This is a genomic window from Castellaniella sp. (genome assembly GCF_004321985.1).
Classification (GTDB): Bacteria; Pseudomonadota; Gammaproteobacteria; order Burkholderiales; family Burkholderiaceae_B; genus Castellaniella.
In genome coordinates, this window is sequence record NZ_SCQN01000057.1 from 14,476 (window position 1) to 30,783 (window position 16,308).

Annotated in this window: 17 protein-coding genes and 1 pseudogene; 4 read left to right on the top strand and 14 right to left on the bottom strand. The window is 61.2% G+C overall.

Annotated features, from left to right (window positions below; translation table 11 throughout):
- Window positions 1-81: 81 nt before the first annotated feature.
- The gene (locus EPN31_RS15045) at window positions 82-1,377 is read right to left on the bottom strand and encodes an arsenic transporter (protein WP_291774873.1); all 1,296 of its coding nucleotides are present in this window, start codon (window positions 1,375-1,377) and stop codon (window positions 82-84) included.
- Window positions 1,378-1,522: 145 nt separating this feature from the next.
- Window positions 1,523-1,732 carry a hypothetical protein gene (locus tag EPN31_RS15050; RefSeq protein ID WP_291774876.1) on the bottom strand — a complete coding sequence of 70 codons (210 nt, stop codon included), beginning with the start codon at window positions 1,730-1,732 and terminating at the stop codon, window positions 1,523-1,525.
- A gap of 162 nt (window positions 1,733-1,894) precedes the next feature.
- On the opposite strand from EPN31_RS15050, the gene EPN31_RS15055 reads away from it, so the two are divergent.
- Window positions 1,895-2,395, top strand: coding sequence for a redoxin domain-containing protein (locus EPN31_RS15055; protein WP_291774879.1), 501 nt, complete (start codon window positions 1,895-1,897; stop codon window positions 2,393-2,395).
- Here the strand turns inward: EPN31_RS15055 and EPN31_RS15060 are convergent.
- Genes EPN31_RS15060 through EPN31_RS15085 form a run of 6 tightly spaced genes read right to left on the bottom strand, consistent with a single transcriptional unit; the run spans window position 2,352 to window position 7,356 of the window.
- Window positions 2,352-3,125, bottom strand: a complete 774-nt coding sequence (locus EPN31_RS15060; protein ID WP_291774922.1) for a slipin family protein — start codon at window positions 3,123-3,125, stop codon at window positions 2,352-2,354. The two genes, EPN31_RS15055 and EPN31_RS15060, sit on opposite strands and share 44 nt — an antisense overlap.
- Before the next feature lie 11 nt (window positions 3,126-3,136).
- Window positions 3,137-3,466, bottom strand: coding sequence for an NfeD family protein (locus tag EPN31_RS15065; RefSeq protein WP_291774881.1), 330 nt, complete (start codon window positions 3,464-3,466; stop codon window positions 3,137-3,139).
- Window positions 3,467-3,481: 15 nt separating this feature from the next.
- The gene (locus tag EPN31_RS15070; protein ID WP_291774886.1) at window positions 3,482-3,859 is read right to left on the bottom strand and encodes a DUF488 domain-containing protein; all 378 of its coding nucleotides are present in this window, start codon (window positions 3,857-3,859) and stop codon (window positions 3,482-3,484) included.
- A 2-nt stretch (window positions 3,860-3,861) separates the two neighbouring features.
- Window positions 3,862-5,265: a class II fumarate hydratase gene (fumC, locus tag EPN31_RS15075; protein WP_291774889.1), complete on the bottom strand. Its 1,404-nt coding sequence runs from the start codon at window positions 5,263-5,265 to the stop codon at window positions 3,862-3,864.
- 3 nt (window positions 5,266-5,268) lie between these two features.
- Window positions 5,269-6,351, bottom strand: a complete 1,083-nt coding sequence (locus EPN31_RS15080) for a glyceraldehyde 3-phosphate dehydrogenase NAD-binding domain-containing protein (protein ID WP_291774892.1) — start codon at window positions 6,349-6,351, stop codon at window positions 5,269-5,271.
- 30 nt (window positions 6,352-6,381) lie between these two features.
- On the bottom strand, window positions 6,382-7,356 hold the full coding sequence (locus tag EPN31_RS15085; RefSeq protein ID WP_291774895.1) for a D-2-hydroxyacid dehydrogenase: 975 nt from the start codon (window positions 7,354-7,356) through the stop codon (window positions 6,382-6,384).
- Between the two features lie 161 nt (window positions 7,357-7,517).
- On the opposite strand from EPN31_RS15085, the gene EPN31_RS15090 reads away from it, so the two are divergent.
- Window positions 7,518-8,129: a glutathione S-transferase family protein gene (locus EPN31_RS15090; protein WP_291774898.1), complete on the top strand. Its 612-nt coding sequence runs from the start codon at window positions 7,518-7,520 to the stop codon at window positions 8,127-8,129.
- A 170-nt stretch (window positions 8,130-8,299) separates the two neighbouring features.
- Here the strand turns inward: EPN31_RS15090 and EPN31_RS15095 are convergent, their stop codons facing one another.
- The 6 genes from EPN31_RS15095 to proC form a co-directional block, all read right to left on the bottom strand.
- Window positions 8,300-9,001 carry an ABC transporter ATP-binding protein gene (locus EPN31_RS15095; RefSeq protein ID WP_291774901.1) on the bottom strand — a complete coding sequence of 234 codons (702 nt, stop codon included), beginning with the start codon at window positions 8,999-9,001 and terminating at the stop codon, window positions 8,300-8,302.
- 2 nt (window positions 9,002-9,003) lie between these two features.
- The gene (gene livG, locus EPN31_RS15100) at window positions 9,004-9,768 is read right to left on the bottom strand and encodes a high-affinity branched-chain amino acid ABC transporter ATP-binding protein LivG (protein ID WP_291774904.1); all 765 of its coding nucleotides are present in this window, start codon (window positions 9,766-9,768) and stop codon (window positions 9,004-9,006) included.
- Entirely contained in the window at window positions 9,765-10,988 is a 1,224-nt protein-coding gene (locus tag EPN31_RS15105) for a high-affinity branched-chain amino acid ABC transporter permease LivM (protein ID WP_291774907.1), read from the bottom strand. Before EPN31_RS15105 ends, livG begins: the two co-directional genes overlap by 4 nt.
- A complete protein-coding gene (locus EPN31_RS15110) occupies window positions 10,988-11,917 on the bottom strand; it encodes a branched-chain amino acid ABC transporter permease LivH (protein ID WP_291774910.1) in 930 nt (309 codons plus the stop codon). The genes EPN31_RS15105 and EPN31_RS15110 overlap by 1 nt, the downstream gene beginning before the upstream one ends.
- Window positions 11,918-12,006: 89 nt before the next feature.
- On the bottom strand, window positions 12,007-13,125 hold the full coding sequence (locus EPN31_RS15115) for a high-affinity branched-chain amino acid ABC transporter substrate-binding protein (RefSeq protein ID WP_291774913.1): 1,119 nt from the start codon (window positions 13,123-13,125) through the stop codon (window positions 12,007-12,009).
- A 169-nt stretch (window positions 13,126-13,294) separates the two neighbouring features.
- Window positions 13,295-14,128: a pyrroline-5-carboxylate reductase gene (gene proC, locus EPN31_RS15120; protein WP_291774916.1), complete on the bottom strand. Its 834-nt coding sequence runs from the start codon at window positions 14,126-14,128 to the stop codon at window positions 13,295-13,297.
- 214 nt (window positions 14,129-14,342) lie between these two features.
- Between proC and ugpB the strand changes: the two genes are divergently transcribed.
- Together ugpB and EPN31_RS15130 are read left to right on the top strand one after the other, a co-directional pair.
- On the top strand, window positions 14,343-15,653 hold the full coding sequence (gene ugpB, locus EPN31_RS15125) for a sn-glycerol-3-phosphate ABC transporter substrate-binding protein UgpB (RefSeq protein ID WP_291774919.1): 1,311 nt from the start codon (window positions 14,343-14,345) through the stop codon (window positions 15,651-15,653).
- 85 nt (window positions 15,654-15,738) lie between these two features.
- Window positions 15,739-16,308 (top strand): annotated as a pseudogene (locus EPN31_RS15130) (glycerol-3-phosphate transporter permease); the annotation flags it as partial.

A 16,308-nucleotide genomic window follows, 5' to 3' on the forward strand; every position in this document is an offset into this window, starting at 1 on the left:
GATCGGTAACCGATCGAGTATAAGTCGGCAGCCCATCTTGCGCGGCGACGGGCGGGCCGTGGTGATGTCATTACGGCGGGTTCATCCCGCCAGGCTCGCGAGACGCCACGACAGTGCCAACAGGCCGACCAGCAGCACGGGTACCGTCAGAATCAGACCCGTGCGGCAATACAGCCCCCAGCCGATATGCACACCCCGCCGATGCAGGACGTGCAGCCATAGCAAAGTCGCCAGACTACCGATCGGAGTCAGTTTCGGACCGAGGTCGCAGCCAACGATGTGAGCGTATATCATGGCCTCGCGTACGACCCCTGTTGCCGTGGAAGCATCGATCGCCAGTGCCCCGATCAGGACCGTGGGCAGATTGTTCATCAGCGATGACAGCACTGCACTGATCAGACCCGTCCCCACTGTTGCGGTCCAGATTCCCTGTCCGGCCAGCCAGTTCAGCGCGGTGGTCAGGAATTCGGTCAGTCCGACATTGCGTAGGCCATAGACGACCAAGTACATCCCCAGGGCGAAGATGATGATGTGCCAGGGAGCGCTGCTCAGGATTCGACGGATCGGCAGCTTGCCCGATGAAGCGGCCACGCTGGCCACGGCCACCGCCCCAACCGCTGCCGTCAGGCTGACCGGGATACCTAACGGCTCCAGGCCGAAGAATCCCAGCAGCAGCCAGGCCATGGTGTACCATCCGGCGCGGAAGGTTGCCCGGTCGCGAATGGCGGTATCGGGCGCCTGCAGGCGCTGCCATTCGTAGCGGGCCGGTATATCGCGCCGGAACAGCCACCACAGCATCACCAGTCCGCTGACGATGACGGCCAGGTCGACTGGGATCATGACGGCGGCGAAATGGGCGAAGCCGATCGAAAAGAAGTCGGCGGTCACGATATTGACCAGGTTGGAAACCACCAACGGCAGGCTTCCCGCATCGGTGATGAAACCGGCAGCCATGACGAACGCCAGCACTGAGGGCGGTGAAAGCCGCAGGGCCGCTAACATTGCCACCACGATGGGCGTGAGAATGAGGGCTGCGCCATCGTTATTGAAGAGCGCCGAGACGGCGGCTCCCAGCAGCACGATCAACCCGAACAACCGCCACCCATGGCCCGCGCCCCAGCGGGCCACCCATAGTGCGATCCAATGGAAGAAACCGGCTGCGTCCAGCATCAGGCTGATGAGGACCACGGCCACGAAGCTGGCTGTGGCATTCCAGACGATGTGCCAGACGATGGGGATGTCGGAGAGGTGAACGACACCAGTGACCAGTGCCAGTCCTGCCCCCAGGCAGGCGCTCCAGCCGATGCCCAGGCCGCCAGGCCGCCAGATGACCAGCACCAGCGTGAAGATGAAGATTCCCAACGCCAGCAGCGTCATTGCCTAGTCCGTGCCTTCGTTCTCGCAGAGGGCGATTTTGCCACTGATGAAGACAGAGATGTTGGCGGCAAGCCCCGCAAAAAACAAAACCCCACCGTTGGGGTGGGGCTCTCTTGGCGCGTCCGCGTTCAGCGGATGGGGTGACTCAGGAGTACAGGTATTCGCCTGGCAGGCCCTTGCCCGTGCGCGGTGTGTTCAACATCCTGGCGACCTTTCGCACCACGAAATCTACAGCATGGCGCAGATCGCTCACGACGTCGGGTCCTTCCTGGGCTCGCAACGCTTCCTGCAGCAGTTGGCGTTCCAGCTCATCGGTCAGACGGGTATCGGCGGAAAAGCGTTGAAAAGTTTTCATGGCAATCCTCTTGCGTGAAAAGAGCGTTTCGCTCTGATTTTTATTATAGGGTAAACCCTAATATAAAAGCAAGGAGGAAATCAGTACGGCCCGATGAGCCGATTCCAAAACCGGGCCGAAATGAGCCTATCATGGGGCCATCAGATTCTGGAGTCTTGCGTCATGATCAATGGTCACGAGCCGCCCGCCTGGGACGTGCAGACCTGGCTCAACACCGACGTCCCGCTTTCGCTGGACGACCTTCGCGGCCGAGTGGTCGTGATTCACGCGTTTCAAATGCTGTGTCCTGGGTGTGTATCACATGGCATCCCGCAAGCGAAGGCGATCCAGCAGGCCTTCCCGCCCAGCCGGGTCCAGGTGATCGGGTTGCACACGGTTTTCGAGCACCATGAATCCATGAACGAAACCGCGCTGAAGGCGTTCCTGTATGAATACCGCATCCGCTTTCCGGTTGGCATCGATCGCCCTGACCCGCGCGGCAACCCGTTGCCTGTCACCATGCAAGCCTGGCACCTGGAGGGCACACCAACCTTGATCATTCTGGATGCTCAGGGGCGCATCCGCCTGCAGCATTTTGGACAGCTCGATGACTTGCGCGCCGGCGCCGTGATCGGTCAGCTCATGGCTGAGTCGGACGCGGGGTTTTCGACGACTGCCCCATGAGATTGGTCAGCAGGTCGATTGGGATCGGCAGCACCAGGGTGGACGATTTGTCGCCCGCCACCTGCGTCAGGGTTTCCAGATAGCGCAATTGCATGGACGTTGGTTCCTGCGCCAGTGTGCGCGCCGCGTCTGCCAGGGCCTGTGCGGCCTGGCGCTCGCCTTCGGCGTGGATGATCTTTGCCCGGCGGTCACGCTCGGCTTCGGCCTGGCGAGCCATGGCGCGAACCATGGTGTCGTTCAGGCCGATGTCCTTGATTTCGACATTGGTGACCTTGATCCCCCAGCCGTCGGTCTGCGCGTCCAGAATGGTCTGGATATCCAGGTTGAGCTTTTCACGCTCGACCAGCATGTCGTCCAGTTCGTGTTTGCCCAGCACGGCCCTCAATGTGGTCTGCGCCAGCTGGCTGGTGGCTTCCAGGTAGTGCTCCACCTGGATGATGGCCCTGCCAGGGTCAACGACCCGGAAATACACGACAGCGTTGACTTGCACCGAGACGTTGTCGCGGGAAATCACGGCCTGGGGCGGAATGTCCAGCGTCACCACCCGCATGTCCACACGTACCAGATGCTGAAGAAATGGAATCACGACAATGAGGCCCGGCCCCTTGGCGCCGGTGAATCGGCCCAGTGTGAAGACCACCGCACGCTCGTATTCCCGCAGAATATGGAACAGCCTGATGAAGACGATGAACAGGAAGACCAGTACCAGAAAGCTCACGCCTGAGCCCAAATTGAGAAACATCATGAGGGATCTCCACCAGAACTTTCAGGTTCTGGAATGGGTTCGACTTCGAGGATCAGACCTCGCACCGACCGGACGCGTACGGACTGGCCCAGTGCCAGTGGCTGATCAGCATGCACCTGCCAGGCCTCACCGCGAATTTGCGCCCAGGCGCGCCCGCGTGAATCCGATGCCTGTGTGACCTCTCCTGTCATGCCGGGGAGTTCTTCGTTTCCGCCCTGCGCCCGGCTGCGGTGTGCCTGGATGGCCAGTATCGCGCCCAGCAGAAGGATCAGACCCAGCATGGTCAGCGCCCAGGTCGATTGCGAGCCGAAGTAGACCAGCAGCATGGCCGCCCGCTCCGATCAGGATCGGTGCCGCTTGGCGTAAGCCGCCAGGACACCTGAGAGCACGACCGCCTGGTTGTGCTCTGGGTCGTGGGCGCCGTACACCAGCGTGATTACCCTACCCTGCGCCTCATCCAGAATCTCACCCATCAGGGCTTGAGCCTGTTCGCTTTGCAACTCAGCCGTGTAGTCCCGCCGAAAGCCCTCCCAGCGCTCGGGCTGGTGTCCAAACCATTTGCGCAGCTCTGAGCTGGGTGCCAGCTCCTTGTACCACTTGTCGTACTTGAGAGTGGCCTTCGACAGGCCGCGCGGCCAGAGCCGATCCACGAGCACACGAAACCCGTCGCCATCGGCCGATGCCTCATAAGCGCGCTTGATGTGCACAATAACAGTCATGTTCAGCCTTTGCTGGGATGCGTCATGTTCAGCGGGACGATCCATTCATCGTACTGCGCCTCAGTGAGGAATCCCAGAGCCAGCGCGGCTGCGCGCAGCGTGGTGTGTTCGTGGTGGGCTTTTTTGGCGATTGCTGCCGCTTTGTCATACCCGATATGGCGGTTCAAGGCAGTCACCAGCATCAGGTTCTTTTCCAGGTTCTCCTTGATGCGCGGCAGATTGGGTTCGATTCCGGTGGCGCAATGTTCGTCGAACGACAGGCAGGCATCGGCCAGCAGATCGATGCTTTCGAGTACGTTGTGCACCATCACGGGTTTGTAGACATTGAGCTGAAAGTTGCCCTGCGAGCCGGCAAATGCGACGGCCGCGTCATTGCCGTAGACCTGCACACACACCATGGTCATGGCTTCGCACTGCGTAGGGTTGACCTTGCCCGGCATGATGGATGAACCCGGCTCGTTCTCAGGGATCGTGAGTTCGCCGATGCCGCAGCGTGGCCCGCTGGCCAGCCAGCGCACGTCGTTGGCGATCTTCATCAGCGCAGCCGCCAGCGTGCGTAGCGCGGCCGACAGATTGACCAGCGCGTCATGGGCGGACAGCGCGAAGAACTTGTTTTCCGCGCTGCGGAACGGCAAGCCGGTAATGTCGGCGATGCGCGCCGCTGCGAGCTCGCCGAACCGGGGGTGTGCGTTCAGGCCTGTCCCCACGGCGGTACCGCCAATGGCCAGGCTGTAGATGCCGGGCAGCGCAGCCTGCACCGCATCCAGCGCAAAATCGAGCTGCGCCACCCAGCCGCTGATTTCTTGGCCCACCGTGATGGGAGTCGCATCCTGGAGGTGCGTGCGGCCTGTCTTGACGATGTTCTGGTACGCCTTGGACTTGGCTTCCAACGTTTCGCGCAAGCGGCCCACGGCTGGGAAGAAGCGATGCGATAGTTCCGTGGCCACTGCAATGTGCATGGCGGTCGGAAAGGTGTCGTTGGAGGACTGGCCGCGATTGACGTGGTCGTTGGGGTGCACCGGTTTCTTGGTGCCCATGGTGCCACCTGCCAGTTCGATCGCCCGGTTGGAAATCACCTCGTTGGCATTCATGTTGGACTGTGTGCCCGAACCCGTCTGGAACACCACCAGGGGGAACTCGCTGTTGTGCTTGCCTTCGATGACCTCGTCCGCCGCCCGCACGATGAGCTGAGCAATGTCCGCAGGTAGCTCGCCGAGTTCCGAGTTGGCCTGCGCAGCGGCTTTCTTCAGGACCCCCAGTGCCCGAATGATGGGCGCGGTGAAGCGGAAGCGGTCCACTCCGATCGGGAAGTTCTGGATTGAACGCTGCGTCTGGGCCCCCCAGTAATGAGACACGGGCACCTCGATGGCGCCCATGGAATCAGTTTCAGTGCGGCTGTCGGCCATGAGTCATGCTCCTAAAGATGAAATTTGGGGGGTTCCTGTCATCAATGCGGGGGGATTATCGCTGAATTGGTCGGCCCATGCGCACGCCACATCCAGCATCCGGTTAGCGAAGCCCCATTCATTGTCGAACCAGACCAGCAGGCTGGCGAAGTTGTCATTGTTGACCCGGATCTGACTCAGGTCGACGATGGCCGAGTGTGTGTTGTGGTTGAAGTCGACCGAGGCATGCGGTTGATCCGTGCAGGCCAGCAGCCCCGGATGGGCCCGCGCCGCCGCCAGAAACAGCGCCTTCAGTGCCTGGGGATCGGTGGCCCGGTTCAGGTTGACGGACAGATCAATGGCCGACACGTTCAGGATGGGGACACGGACGGCCTTTGCCTGGATTTTGCCGGCCAGTTGGGGTAACAGGCGCTCGACGCCCTGGGCCAGACCAGTCGCCACCGGCACGATGGATTGCATCGCGGAGCGGGTTCGCCGAAGATCGGCGTGGTGGTAGCCGTCGATCATGGGTTGGTCGTTCATGACGGAGTGCAGCGTAGTCAGGAATGCCCCGCCCACTCCCAGGTTCCGGTCCAGAATATCCAGAATCGGGACGATGGCGTTGGTGGTGCAGGAAGCGGCCGAAACGATGTGCTGATCCGCGCGCAGCCCGTTCTCGTTGGCGCCGTAGACGACCGTGAAATCGACTTCGGCCGCACCCCGCCCCGGGTGTGATACCAGCACGCGCGGGCAGCCCGCATCGATGAAGGGCTGCAGGCGTGCACGCGTGGAAAACCTGCCCGAGCATTCCAGCAACAGGTCGAAGTCGAGCTGGCCCCACGGGCCTTGCGCAGGCTCACTGGCGTGGAAGACCTGGATGTCGCACCCGTCGATCGACAGGCCGCCGTCCACAGCCGCGACGGCACCGGGGAACACGCCGTGGGTCGAGTCGTACTGGGTCAGGTAGACCATGGATTCCAAGTCTGCCGGTTCGTTGATGGCAACGACCTGGATGGATTCCCGATGGTGGGATTCCATCAGTGCGCGCAGGACACAACGGCCAATGCGGCCATAGCCATTGATGGCAATACGCAGACAGCGGGACATGGGTGATGATCCAGAAAAGTTCGGATAAGGTCAGCTGCGGAAGCCGGCAACCACATTTCGCGGTTCGTCGCGGCAGAAGGCCTCGATGTTGTGGATGACCTGGCGGGCCATGGCTTCTACGGCGTCGTGGCTGGACCAGGCGACGTGCGGCGTCAGGATGAAATTCGGGTAATCCAGCAGGCGCATCAGCGGGTGGTCCAGCCTGGGGGGCTCCTCTGAAGCCACATCGAAGCCGGCTCCACAGATCTGACCGGAGCGCAGTGCCTGCCCCAGCGCATGTTCGTCCACCAGGCCGCCCCGCGCCGTGTTGATGAGCAGCGGATGCCGCTCCATCAGCGCGAATTCCGATGCGCCTATCATCCCCCGCGTCTGGTCGTTGAGCGGGCAATGCAGGCTGATGACGTCGCTGGTGCGCAGGAAGTGCCCGAAGTCAGTGTAGTCTTCGGCTGGCGCGCCGGCGTCGCGCCGCGCCGCGAACTGGACCTTCATGCCAAAGGCGCGTGCGATCTGTGCGACGGCTTCACCCAGTGCGCCCCGCCCCACGATGCCCAATGTGGAACCTGCGAGATCCCGCACCGGAAAGTCGAAGTAGCAGAACTGGCCACTTTGCTGCCAGCGCCCATTCTTGACAGACTCGCGGTAAGCCAGCAGGCTGCGCTGCAGGGCAAGCATCAGCGTAAAGACGTGTTCAGGCACTGCGTGGCTGGCGTACTCCCGCACGTTGGAGACGATGATCCCCAGCCGATTACAGGTCTCCAGGTCGATGTTGTCGGTCCCCGTGGCAGCCACGGCGATCATGCCCAAGTGACTGGCCTGCTGCAGGGCAGCGGCGTCGACCTTGACCTTGTTCACGATGACCACGTCGGCGTCGCGAATGCGTTCGGCAACCTCTTCGCTCGCGCTGTGGGGGTGGAATACGAATTCGTGGGGCACCGAAAGCCCGTCAAAATCCAGCCAATCGGGCAAGGCCTCGCGATCCAGAAAGACGATGCGCCGCGTATCCATGTGCAGACTTCTCCACTGTTTTTTATCGTTTCATAGTCTACCCCATGCGCCACAGCTGCGGATTCGGTGCGAGGCTGATGGCCAGCCCAGCTGAGCAAATGAACGAGGGTTGCTCCGGTGTTATAACGGATGAGACTTTCGGTCCTTACTATGGGAACAACATGAAACTGTATTATTTTCCAGGTGCCTGCCCGCTGGCGACGCATATCGTGCTCGAATGGATTGGCAAGCCATATGAAACCCAGCGCCTGACGCGGGAGCAGACAAAGGAACCCGCCTATCTGGCGCTCAATCCCACAGGAGCCGTTCCGACGTTGGTCGACGGCGACTTCGTTCTGACGCAGAGTGCCGCCATTCTGGAATATCTGGCCGAGATGAACCCAGAGGCCAAGCTGATGGGATCGGACATCCGGGGTCGCGCGGAGATGCGCCGTTGGCTGTCGATGTGCAACTCCGACATCCACCGCACGTTTGGCCTGGTGTTCGGCTCGGATTACTTCTCGGGTGGTGACGCGGCCGTGGCTAAGGTTCTGGAAGATCAGGCAACGGCCAAGGTCAAGAGCTTCTTCACGATCGTGGAGAAGCAGCTCAAGGGACGCGACTGGGTGACCGGCCAGCGCTCGTTGGCCGACGCCTATCTGTTCGTGATGATCTCATGGGCCGAGGCCAAGAAGATGGACCTTTCTGATCTGCCCGAACTGCGCCGCTATCAGAAGAAGCTGCGGCAGGACAAGGGTGTGCAGGCCGCGCTAAAGGCACAGGGGCTGGCCTGAACACAGAACAGTCCCTGCGGACTGTCCTGTGTCTGGCCAGCCGGTTCGCCTTGCAAGGCGAACCGTGAGGGGATGTCTCGCGTCGAGACGGGTTTCCCACGTCGCGGCCTGCAGGCCGCTCCGATTCGCCAGGCATGCCAGGGTCCGCAGGGACCCTGGCATGTCCTGGCTCATCCACCCAAGTACGCCTTGCGGACGTCGTCGTTCTTCAGCAGGTTGGCGCCGCTGTCGTGCAGTACGACCTTGCCGGTTTCCAGCACATAGCCGCGGTCGGCGACCTGTAGCGCCTTGTTCGCGTTTTGTTCCACCAGGAACACGGTGACGCCTTCGTCACGGATTGTGCGGATGATGTCGAAGATCTGGGCGATGATCAGCGGCGCGAGGCCCAGTGTGGGCTCGTCCAGCAGCAACAACTTGGGGCGAGTCATGAGGGCCCGGCCGATGGCCAGCATCTGTTGTTCGCCACCCGACATGGTGCCGGCACGCTGGGTGGCCCGCTCCTTCAGGCGTGGGAACAGCTCAAAAATGTGAGCCATGCTTTCTTCGGTCTGTGATCGATCCAGGAAGAACGCCCCCATGTTCAGGTTTTCCATGACGGTCAGGTCTGAAAAGACGCGGCGCCCTTCCGGGGAAATGGCGATGCCGCGCTGCATGATTTCGTGCGTCGGCGCGCCGGTGATGTCCTCGCCGAGAAAGCTGATCTTGCCCTCCCGCGCCCTGGGGTTGCCGCAGGTCGTCATGAGCAGCGTCGTCTTGCCGGCGCCGTTGGCACCGATCAGGGTGACGATTTCACCCTCATTGACTTCCACCGAGACGTCGTTCAACGCCTGAATCGCGCCGTAGAACGTGCTGATGTTTTCCAGTTTGAGCACGGTCATTCCCCCAGATAAGCTTTGATCACGCGTGGGTCCGTGCGAATCGCCTCGGGCAACCCGGTGGTGATGGGCTTGCCGTGCTCCATGACCAGGATGCGGTCGGACACTCCCATCACGAGGCTCATGTCGTGTTCGATCAGCAGGACGGCCACGTTGAATTCGCGCCGTAATTGGTCGATGAGCTTCTGAAGATCGCGTTTTTCCTGAGGATTCAGGCCAGCGGCCGGCTCATCCAGCATGAGCAACCGCGGCTTGGTGATCATGCAGCGCGCGATTTCCAGCCGGCGCTGGTGACCGTAGGCCAGATTGCCCGCTTCACGGTTGGCGTACTGGCGGATCCCCATGAAGTCCAGCCATTGCGCGGCGCGCTTCTTGGCTTCGGACTCTGAACGGCGGAATGACGGCAGCCGCAGGACGCCGCTGATCAGTCCCGTCTTGATCTGGGTGTGCTGGGCCACCAGCAGATTTTCGAGCACCGTCAGGTTCTTGAACAGCCGGACGTTCTGGAATGTCCGCACCAGACCGTGCCGTGCGACCTTATGGGTGGGTTGACCCGTGATGTCCGTCCCTTCGAGCCGGATCGTCCCGGTGGAGGGCTTGTAGAACCCTCCGACGCAGTTGAAGACGGTGGTCTTGCCGGCTCCGTTGGGGCCGATGATGGCAAAGACTTCATCGTGGCCCACTTCAAATTCCACCTGATCGACGGCCAGCAGGCCGCCGAACCGCATGGTCAGTCCGCTGACCGTCAACAATGCATCACTCATGATTCCAATTCCACTTGCGGACGTTTCATCGGCAGCAGGCCTTGCGGACGCCACACCATCATGACCACCATCACCAGGCCGAAGATCAGCATGCGGTATTGGGAGAATTCGCGTGCCAGTTCGGGTACGACGGTGAGCAAGGTCGCCGCCAGGATGACCCCGATCTGCGAGCCCATGCCTCCCAGCACGACGATGGACAGGATCAGCGCCGATTCGATGAAGGTGAAGGATTCGGGATTTACCAGCCCCTGGCGAGCGGCGAAGAAGGCTCCACCAAAGCCTGCGAACATGGCCCCCATGGTGAAGGCAGAGAGCTTGATCGTCGTGGGGTTCAGGCCCAGCGAACGGCAGGCGATTTCATCCTCGCGCAAGGCTTCCCAGGCTCGCCCGATTGGCATGCGGATGAGCCGGCTGGTGAAAAACAGAGTCAGCAGGACCAGCACGAACGCCATAAGGTAGAGGTACACCACGACGTCATCACTGTTGAAGGTCCAACCCATGAGTTCATGAAAGGTCGGCAGGCCGTTCGTCGAACGCCGTGCCATCTGGTAGCCGAAGAATGAAGGCTTGGGAATGCCAGAGATGCCGTCCGGGCCGCCGGTGAGTCCGTACAGGTTGATCAGCATCAGGCGGATGATTTCTCCGAAGCCCAGCGTCACGATGGCCAGATAGTCCCCCCGCAACCGTAGCACGGGGAATCCCAGCAGGAATCCAAAAAAGGCCGCCACCATACCGGAAAACGGCAGCGCCTGCCAGAAACCCCAGCCGGCCCAGTGGTACAGCAGCGCATAGGTGTAGGCTCCGGTGGCATAAAAACCCACGAACCCCAGGTCCAGCAGACCTGCATACCCCACGACGACGTTCAGGCCAAGGCCCAGCAGGACGTAGATGAGCACCAGCGTTGCGATATCGACTTGGGCACGGCCCGTGAAGAACGGCCAGACAACGGCGAACAGAATCAGCACGAAGATGATTTTCTGACGCGTTTTGTCCGTCATGGGCGGAATTTTGAAGCTTCGAGTCGACGGCTTGCGGCGATGGAACAGCGGCCTGAGCATCTGCACCAGGAAAATCAGGGCCATGCCGCCGAAGATCATCTTCCAGTCGGCTTGCAGATAGGTTTCCTGGCCTCGGCGCAAGATCTGCAGCCCGTAGACCGGGGCAATGATGACGCCGCCCATGAGCGCCGAGATCAGGGCGTTTTTAAAAGAGTTTGTCATCAGACTTTTTCCACCTCAGGTTTGCCCAACAGCCCCGTCGGACGAAACATCAGGATGAAGACCAGCAGCAGGAAGGCCACGATGTCTTTGTATTGAGACGAAATGAAGGCCGCCGCAAAGGTTTCGGCCAGCCCCAGCAGGACTCCGCCCAGCATAGCGCCCGGAATGCTGCCGATACCGCCAAGCACAGCGGCTGTGAACGCCTTGATGCCGGCCATGAACCCAATGAAGGGGTTCAGCTTGCCGATGGCCAATGCGATCAGCACCCCGCCGACGGCTGCGAGCATCGCGCCAATCATGAAGGTGAAGGAAATGATCCTGTCGGTATTGATGCCGAGCAGGTTGGCCATGTGGATGTCCTGCGCGCAGGCTCGAGACGCCTGGCCGGTGCGGGAATACTTGATGAACATCCACAGCCCGACCATGGAAATGACCGTGACGATGATGATCATGATGCGTGAATAAGGCGCGGTGACCGTGAAGTCGCTGGTGCCGATGGTGAAATTGATGGAACCGTTGATCAGTGCGGGGACCGCCATGTCGCGGGCCCCCTGCCCCGTCGCGACCCAGTTCTGCAGGAAGATCGACATGCCGATGGCGGAAATCAGCGGTACGAGGCGCGGGCTGCTGCGCAGCGGTGCGTAGGCGATCTTCTCGACTGCGTAGCCATAGACCGCCGTCACTGCGGCGGCCACGACCAGCATCGCGAGCACCATCATCGGCAACGGCAGGCCGCTGCCCAATCCGATTGCCGACAGCGTCACCAAGCCGGTGTAGGCACCGATCATGTAGATTTCGCCGTGGGCGAAATTGATCAGGCCGATGATGCCGTAGACCATTGTGTAGCCAATGGCGATCAGGGCGTAGATTGCACCGAGCGACAGGCCGTTGAACAACTGTTGCGTCAGCAGGGGGAGGAGATCGGACATAATAAAAGATGTTACTGAAGAAAGGCCCGAATATGGGGAATCCGGGCGGACAGGACCCAGGCATGATGCGCCCGGGCCCGCCAAGCCGGTCAGGGCTGAATCTGGGTCATGTTTCCGTTGGCGTCCCAGCGGAATACTGCAAATTCGAAGTGCTTCAGGTCACCCTTGGCGTCGTAGTCTACGTCACCGATCGCCGTCTTGAACGTGTGCGCATGCATGTAGTCGGCGACTTTGTCGGCATCCGGACCCACGGCACCGATGCTGTCGGCCAGCACCTGAACAGCGGCGTAGGCCGTGATGGTGAAGGCACCGTCGGGGCTGCGCTTGTATTTTTTGAAGTCGTCAAGGATGTGCTCGTTGCCCTTGCGTTTCGTGAAGTCCGCCGGCAACGTAACCAGCAGTTTGTCCACAGCAGGTCCGGCGATGGCAAGCAGGTCTTTGTTGGCCACGCCTTCAGGTCCCATGAACTGGGTGTTCAGGCCTTGTTCGCGCGCCTGGCGCAGCAGCAGTCCGAGCTCTGGATGGTAGCCGCCGAAGTAAATCAGGTCGGGGCCCAGCGCTTTCAGTTTCGAGATCACGGCCGAATAGTCGCTGTCGCCGACGTTGATGCCCTCGAACATGGCAATGTTCACGCCGTCCTTTTGCAGGGACTTCCGGACCTGTGTGGCGATCCCCGAACCGTAGGTCTGCTTGTCGTGCAGGATGGCGACTTTTTTTGGCTTGAGCTGATTGGCGATGTAGTCAGCCGCAAAGGGGCCCTGCTGATCGTCGCGACCGATGGTGCGGAAAAAGTAATGCGGCTTGATTGTGTCGGTGACCAGCGGCGAGGTCGCGCCCGGGGTGATCGCGACGATGCCTTCCTGCTCGTAGACGTTCACGGCGGGCACCGTCGTGCCCGAGCAGGCATGCGCCACGGCGAACTTGGCGCCCGAGTTCACCACACGATTGGCGGCGGGCACGGCCTGCTTGGGCTCGCACCCATCATCGATCAGCAAGGGCTCGATCTTCATACCCTTGATGCCGCCTTTTTCGTTGAGCGCATCGATGGCCGTCAGTGCACCAGCCTGGATCTGGTCACCGTATTGGGTGTTGGGGCCGGTCATCGGTTGCGGGATGCCGATCTTCAGGGTATCGGCCTGCGCAGCGGCAGCCAAGGACAATGCTCCGAGCGCGAGCACGAAGGGAGCAATGCGCAGTTTCAGATTCATTCAAAGGTCTCCGGTAGAGGCGCCGCAGGCAGATTCATGCATTGACCCCGATCAGGGGTCAATTACCAGGGGCGACAAGCTTCGGTTGTGTGCTTCCGCCCTGAGCGGCAGGCCGTATTCTGACGACTAGCCCTGCCTGTGTCACTACGGTTAATCCCTATGGTGAAAGTCAAGCCGAAAATTCGCGTGCCAGATCTTTAGCGCGGCGCGCCGCAGCGGCGACGGCAGCACGCATGGTGTCGCTCAGGCCGCGTTCTTGAAACACAGCCAGCGCTGCGGCCGTGGTACCGCCCTTGGATGTCACGCGTTCGCGAAGTACGGATGGGGCGTCCGGTGACAGCGTGGCGAGCTGAGTGGCGCCGTGGAATGTGCCCAGAGCGAGCTGACGCGCCTGGTCAGCGGTCAGCCCCTGCTCCTGGGCAGCCTCCATCAGGGCCTCGAGGAACAGGAACACGTAGGCTGGGCCACTCCCCGACACCGCCGTCACCGCATCGATGGCCGCATCGTCTGCAACCCAAAGCACTTCGCCCACCGCCCGCAGCAATTCCTCAGCCTGGGCGCGATCCGCATCGTCAACCCCCTCCAGCGCGGTCATTCCGGTAGTGCCGCAGCCGATCAGGGCCGGCGTGTTGGGCATGCAGCGGACGACGCGTGTGTAAGGGTGTGCGCCGTCGCCCAGCCAGCGGGCAATGGCGCTTCCAGGGATGCCGGCAGCGATGCTGATGACCAGCGTGTCTGGCCGCAGCCAGGGTCGGCACTGCTGTACGACCTCGGACATGACCTGGGGCTTCACGGCAAAGAACCAGACCCGGCAGTCTGAAAGGCGGGCGTCCGGGGCGCCTGCCGCAGTCGTCCCCAGTTCTTCCCAGTGCGCGCGCTTGTCCGCACCCGGGTCGATCACATGGACGTCGGCGGCCGCACAACGCCGCCCGATCAGGCCGCTGGCCAGGGCGTTGGCCATGTTGCCGCCGCCAATCAGTGCGAGAGTCAGTCGTTCTTTCATGGGGCCACATTGTACGATCAGACGGCTGGCCATGGACAATTTCTTACAGGTGAATAAGGATAGAAACGGATACCCGGGACGGTGGTATCCGGGTATCCTCGGCAGGCAAAACATCGGGTTTCGGGATTCACGGAACGGTCATCCAGGCTCCGTATAATCCTCCCAAAATCGCCCGTGTCGTTCGGGCGATCCCCACCGCCACAGGAGAAGGCTGATGACTCACACGATTCCCCGTCTGACCGTCCTGGCCGCGTTGCTGGCCAGCGCTGGCTTTGCCCAGGCCGCCACGGACATCACATTCTGGCACTCTATGGAAGGCCCCTTGGGCGAACGGGTCACACAGATCGCCAAGGATTTCAATGCCAGCCAGTCCGACTATGTGGTGCACGCCGTCTACAAGGGCAACTATGGAGAATCCATGAACGCCGGGATCGCGGCGTTCCGCGCGGGGAATGCGCCCGATATTTTGCAGGTCTTCGAGGTCGGGACGGCCACCATGATGTACGCCAAGGGCGCCATCAAGCCGGTTCAGGAGTTGTCCGAAAAGGTCGGTGATCCCATCAACCCAGCCGATTTTCTGGGTGCGGTGGCAGGCTATTATTCATCCAGTTCCGGCAAACTGGTATCGATGCCGTTCAACAGCTCGACCCCGGTCATGTACTACAACAGGGACGCCTTCCAGAAGGCGGGGTTGAATCCGGACCAGCCGCCCAAGACTTGGCCGGAAGTCGCCGAGGCCGCCAAGAAGCTGCGGGCCGCCGGTATGGAGTGCGGCTACTCCACAGCCTGGCCTTCGTGGGTGCAACTGGAGAATTTCGCCGCGTGGCACAACGTTCCATACGCTTCCGAAAACAACGGGTTTGGCGGTCTGGGTGCGCGCCTGAAGCTGGACAATCCGCTGTTCAAGCGGCACATGACGTTCTTGGCCGATATGGCCAAGGCCGGGACCTTCACCTATGGCGGGCGTGGCGATGCCGGCAATGCCTTGTTCATTTCTGGCAAGTGCGGCATGTATACGGGTTCTAGCGGCATGCGGGCAGCCGTTCTGAAGAACGGCCAGTTCAAATTCGGCACGACCACTCTGCCCTATTACCCCGGCGTGAAGGGCGCCCCACAGAACTCGATCATTGGCGGCGCGTCGCTGTGGGTGTTTGCGGGCAAGTCTGATACCGTCTACAAGGGCGTCATCAAGTTCTTCAAATATCTGTCCAGTCCCCAGCAGGCGGCCGCCTGGCACCAGGGCACCGGCTATGTGCCAGTGACCAAGGCCGGGTACCAGCTCACCAAGGAATCCGGGTTTTATGACAAAAATCCGGGGACGGAAATCGCTGTCAAGCAGCTCGATGCAGCCACCACTGTGAACTCTCGCGGGATTCGTCTGGGCTACTTGCCCCAAGTCCGCGATATCGAAGATGCCACCATGGAGCAGATCTTTGCCGGCAAGGTCAGTCCGGAAGATGGTCTGAAGAAAATGGTCAGCGGCGGCGACGAGTTGCTGAGCCGATTCCAGAAGAGCGTGCGTTGAAGTTCGCGTCCTGAATGGCGGGGTGGTACCGCCGGCTGCCCCCCATGGCGGCCGGTAGTCCTGCCTCGTGGAACCCTCATCGCTCATGGAAAAACGCGTCGTCTTTCGCCACCGGACCCTGCCGTGGCTGTTGCTTGCGCCGCAGCTCGCCGTCACGCTGGTTTTTTTCTTCTGGCCGGCAGGCCAGGCCCTGTGGCAGTCCTTTCGCCTTGAGGACCCCTTCGGGCTGTCGTCGCAATTCGTTGGGTTGGCCAATTTCGCCGATCTGTTTTCCAGCCCTGAATACCTGAGCTCGTTTCGCACGACGGCCTTGTTCTCGTCGCTGGTAGCGTTCTTCGGCCTATCGGTTTCGCTGCTGCTGGCGGTGATGGCCGACCGAGTGGTACGCGCGGCTGCCTTCTACAAGACGCTGCTCATCTGGCCCTACGCAGTGGCGGCTGCCGTGGCGGGGGTACTGTGGCTATTCCTGTTTTCCCCATCAGTCGGCATCCTGGCGGTCTTCATGGTGAAAATCGGGTTGCAGTGGAATCCGCGGCTGAACGGGACCGATGCCATGGCGCTGGTGGTCTTCGCCTCGGTCTGGAAGCAGATTTCCTACAACTTCCTGTTCTTTCTGGCCGGACTGCAGTCCATTCCGCGCTCGCTCATCGAAGCT

Coding starts and splice junctions, on each gene's coding strand:
- EPN31_RS15045 (WP_291774873.1), bottom strand. CDS start 1,377: ATGACGCTGCTGGCGTTGGGAATCTTCATCTTCACGCTGGTGCTGGTC.
- EPN31_RS15050 (WP_291774876.1), bottom strand. CDS start 1,732: ATGAAAACTTTTCAACGCTTTTCCGCCGATACCCGTCTGACCGATGAG.
- EPN31_RS15055 (WP_291774879.1), top strand. CDS start 1,895: ATGATCAATGGTCACGAGCCGCCCGCCTGGGACGTGCAGACCTGGCTC.
- EPN31_RS15065 (WP_291774881.1), bottom strand. CDS start 3,466: ATGCTGCTGGTCTACTTCGGCTCGCAATCGACCTGGGCGCTGACCATG.
- EPN31_RS15070 (WP_291774886.1), bottom strand. CDS start 3,859: ATGACTGTTATTGTGCACATCAAGCGCGCTTATGAGGCATCGGCCGAT.
- fumC (WP_291774889.1), bottom strand. CDS start 5,265: ATGGCCGACAGCCGCACTGAAACTGATTCCATGGGCGCCATCGAGGTG.
- EPN31_RS15080 (WP_291774892.1), bottom strand. CDS start 6,351: ATGTCCCGCTGTCTGCGTATTGCCATCAATGGCTATGGCCGCATTGGC.
- EPN31_RS15085 (WP_291774895.1), bottom strand. CDS start 7,356: ATGGATACGCGGCGCATCGTCTTTCTGGATCGCGAGGCCTTGCCCGAT.
- EPN31_RS15090 (WP_291774898.1), top strand. CDS start 7,518: ATGAAACTGTATTATTTTCCAGGTGCCTGCCCGCTGGCGACGCATATC.
- livG (WP_291774904.1), bottom strand. CDS start 9,768: ATGAGTGATGCATTGTTGACGGTCAGCGGACTGACCATGCGGTTCGGC.
- EPN31_RS15105 (WP_291774907.1), bottom strand. CDS start 10,988: ATGACAAACTCTTTTAAAAACGCCCTGATCTCGGCGCTCATGGGCGGC.
- EPN31_RS15110 (WP_291774910.1), bottom strand. CDS start 11,917: ATGTCCGATCTCCTCCCCCTGCTGACGCAACAGTTGTTCAACGGCCTG.
- EPN31_RS15115 (WP_291774913.1), bottom strand. CDS start 13,125: ATGAATCTGAAACTGCGCATTGCTCCCTTCGTGCTCGCGCTCGGAGCA.
- proC (WP_291774916.1), bottom strand. CDS start 14,128: ATGAAAGAACGACTGACTCTCGCACTGATTGGCGGCGGCAACATGGCC.
- ugpB (WP_291774919.1), top strand. CDS start 14,343: ATGACTCACACGATTCCCCGTCTGACCGTCCTGGCCGCGTTGCTGGCC.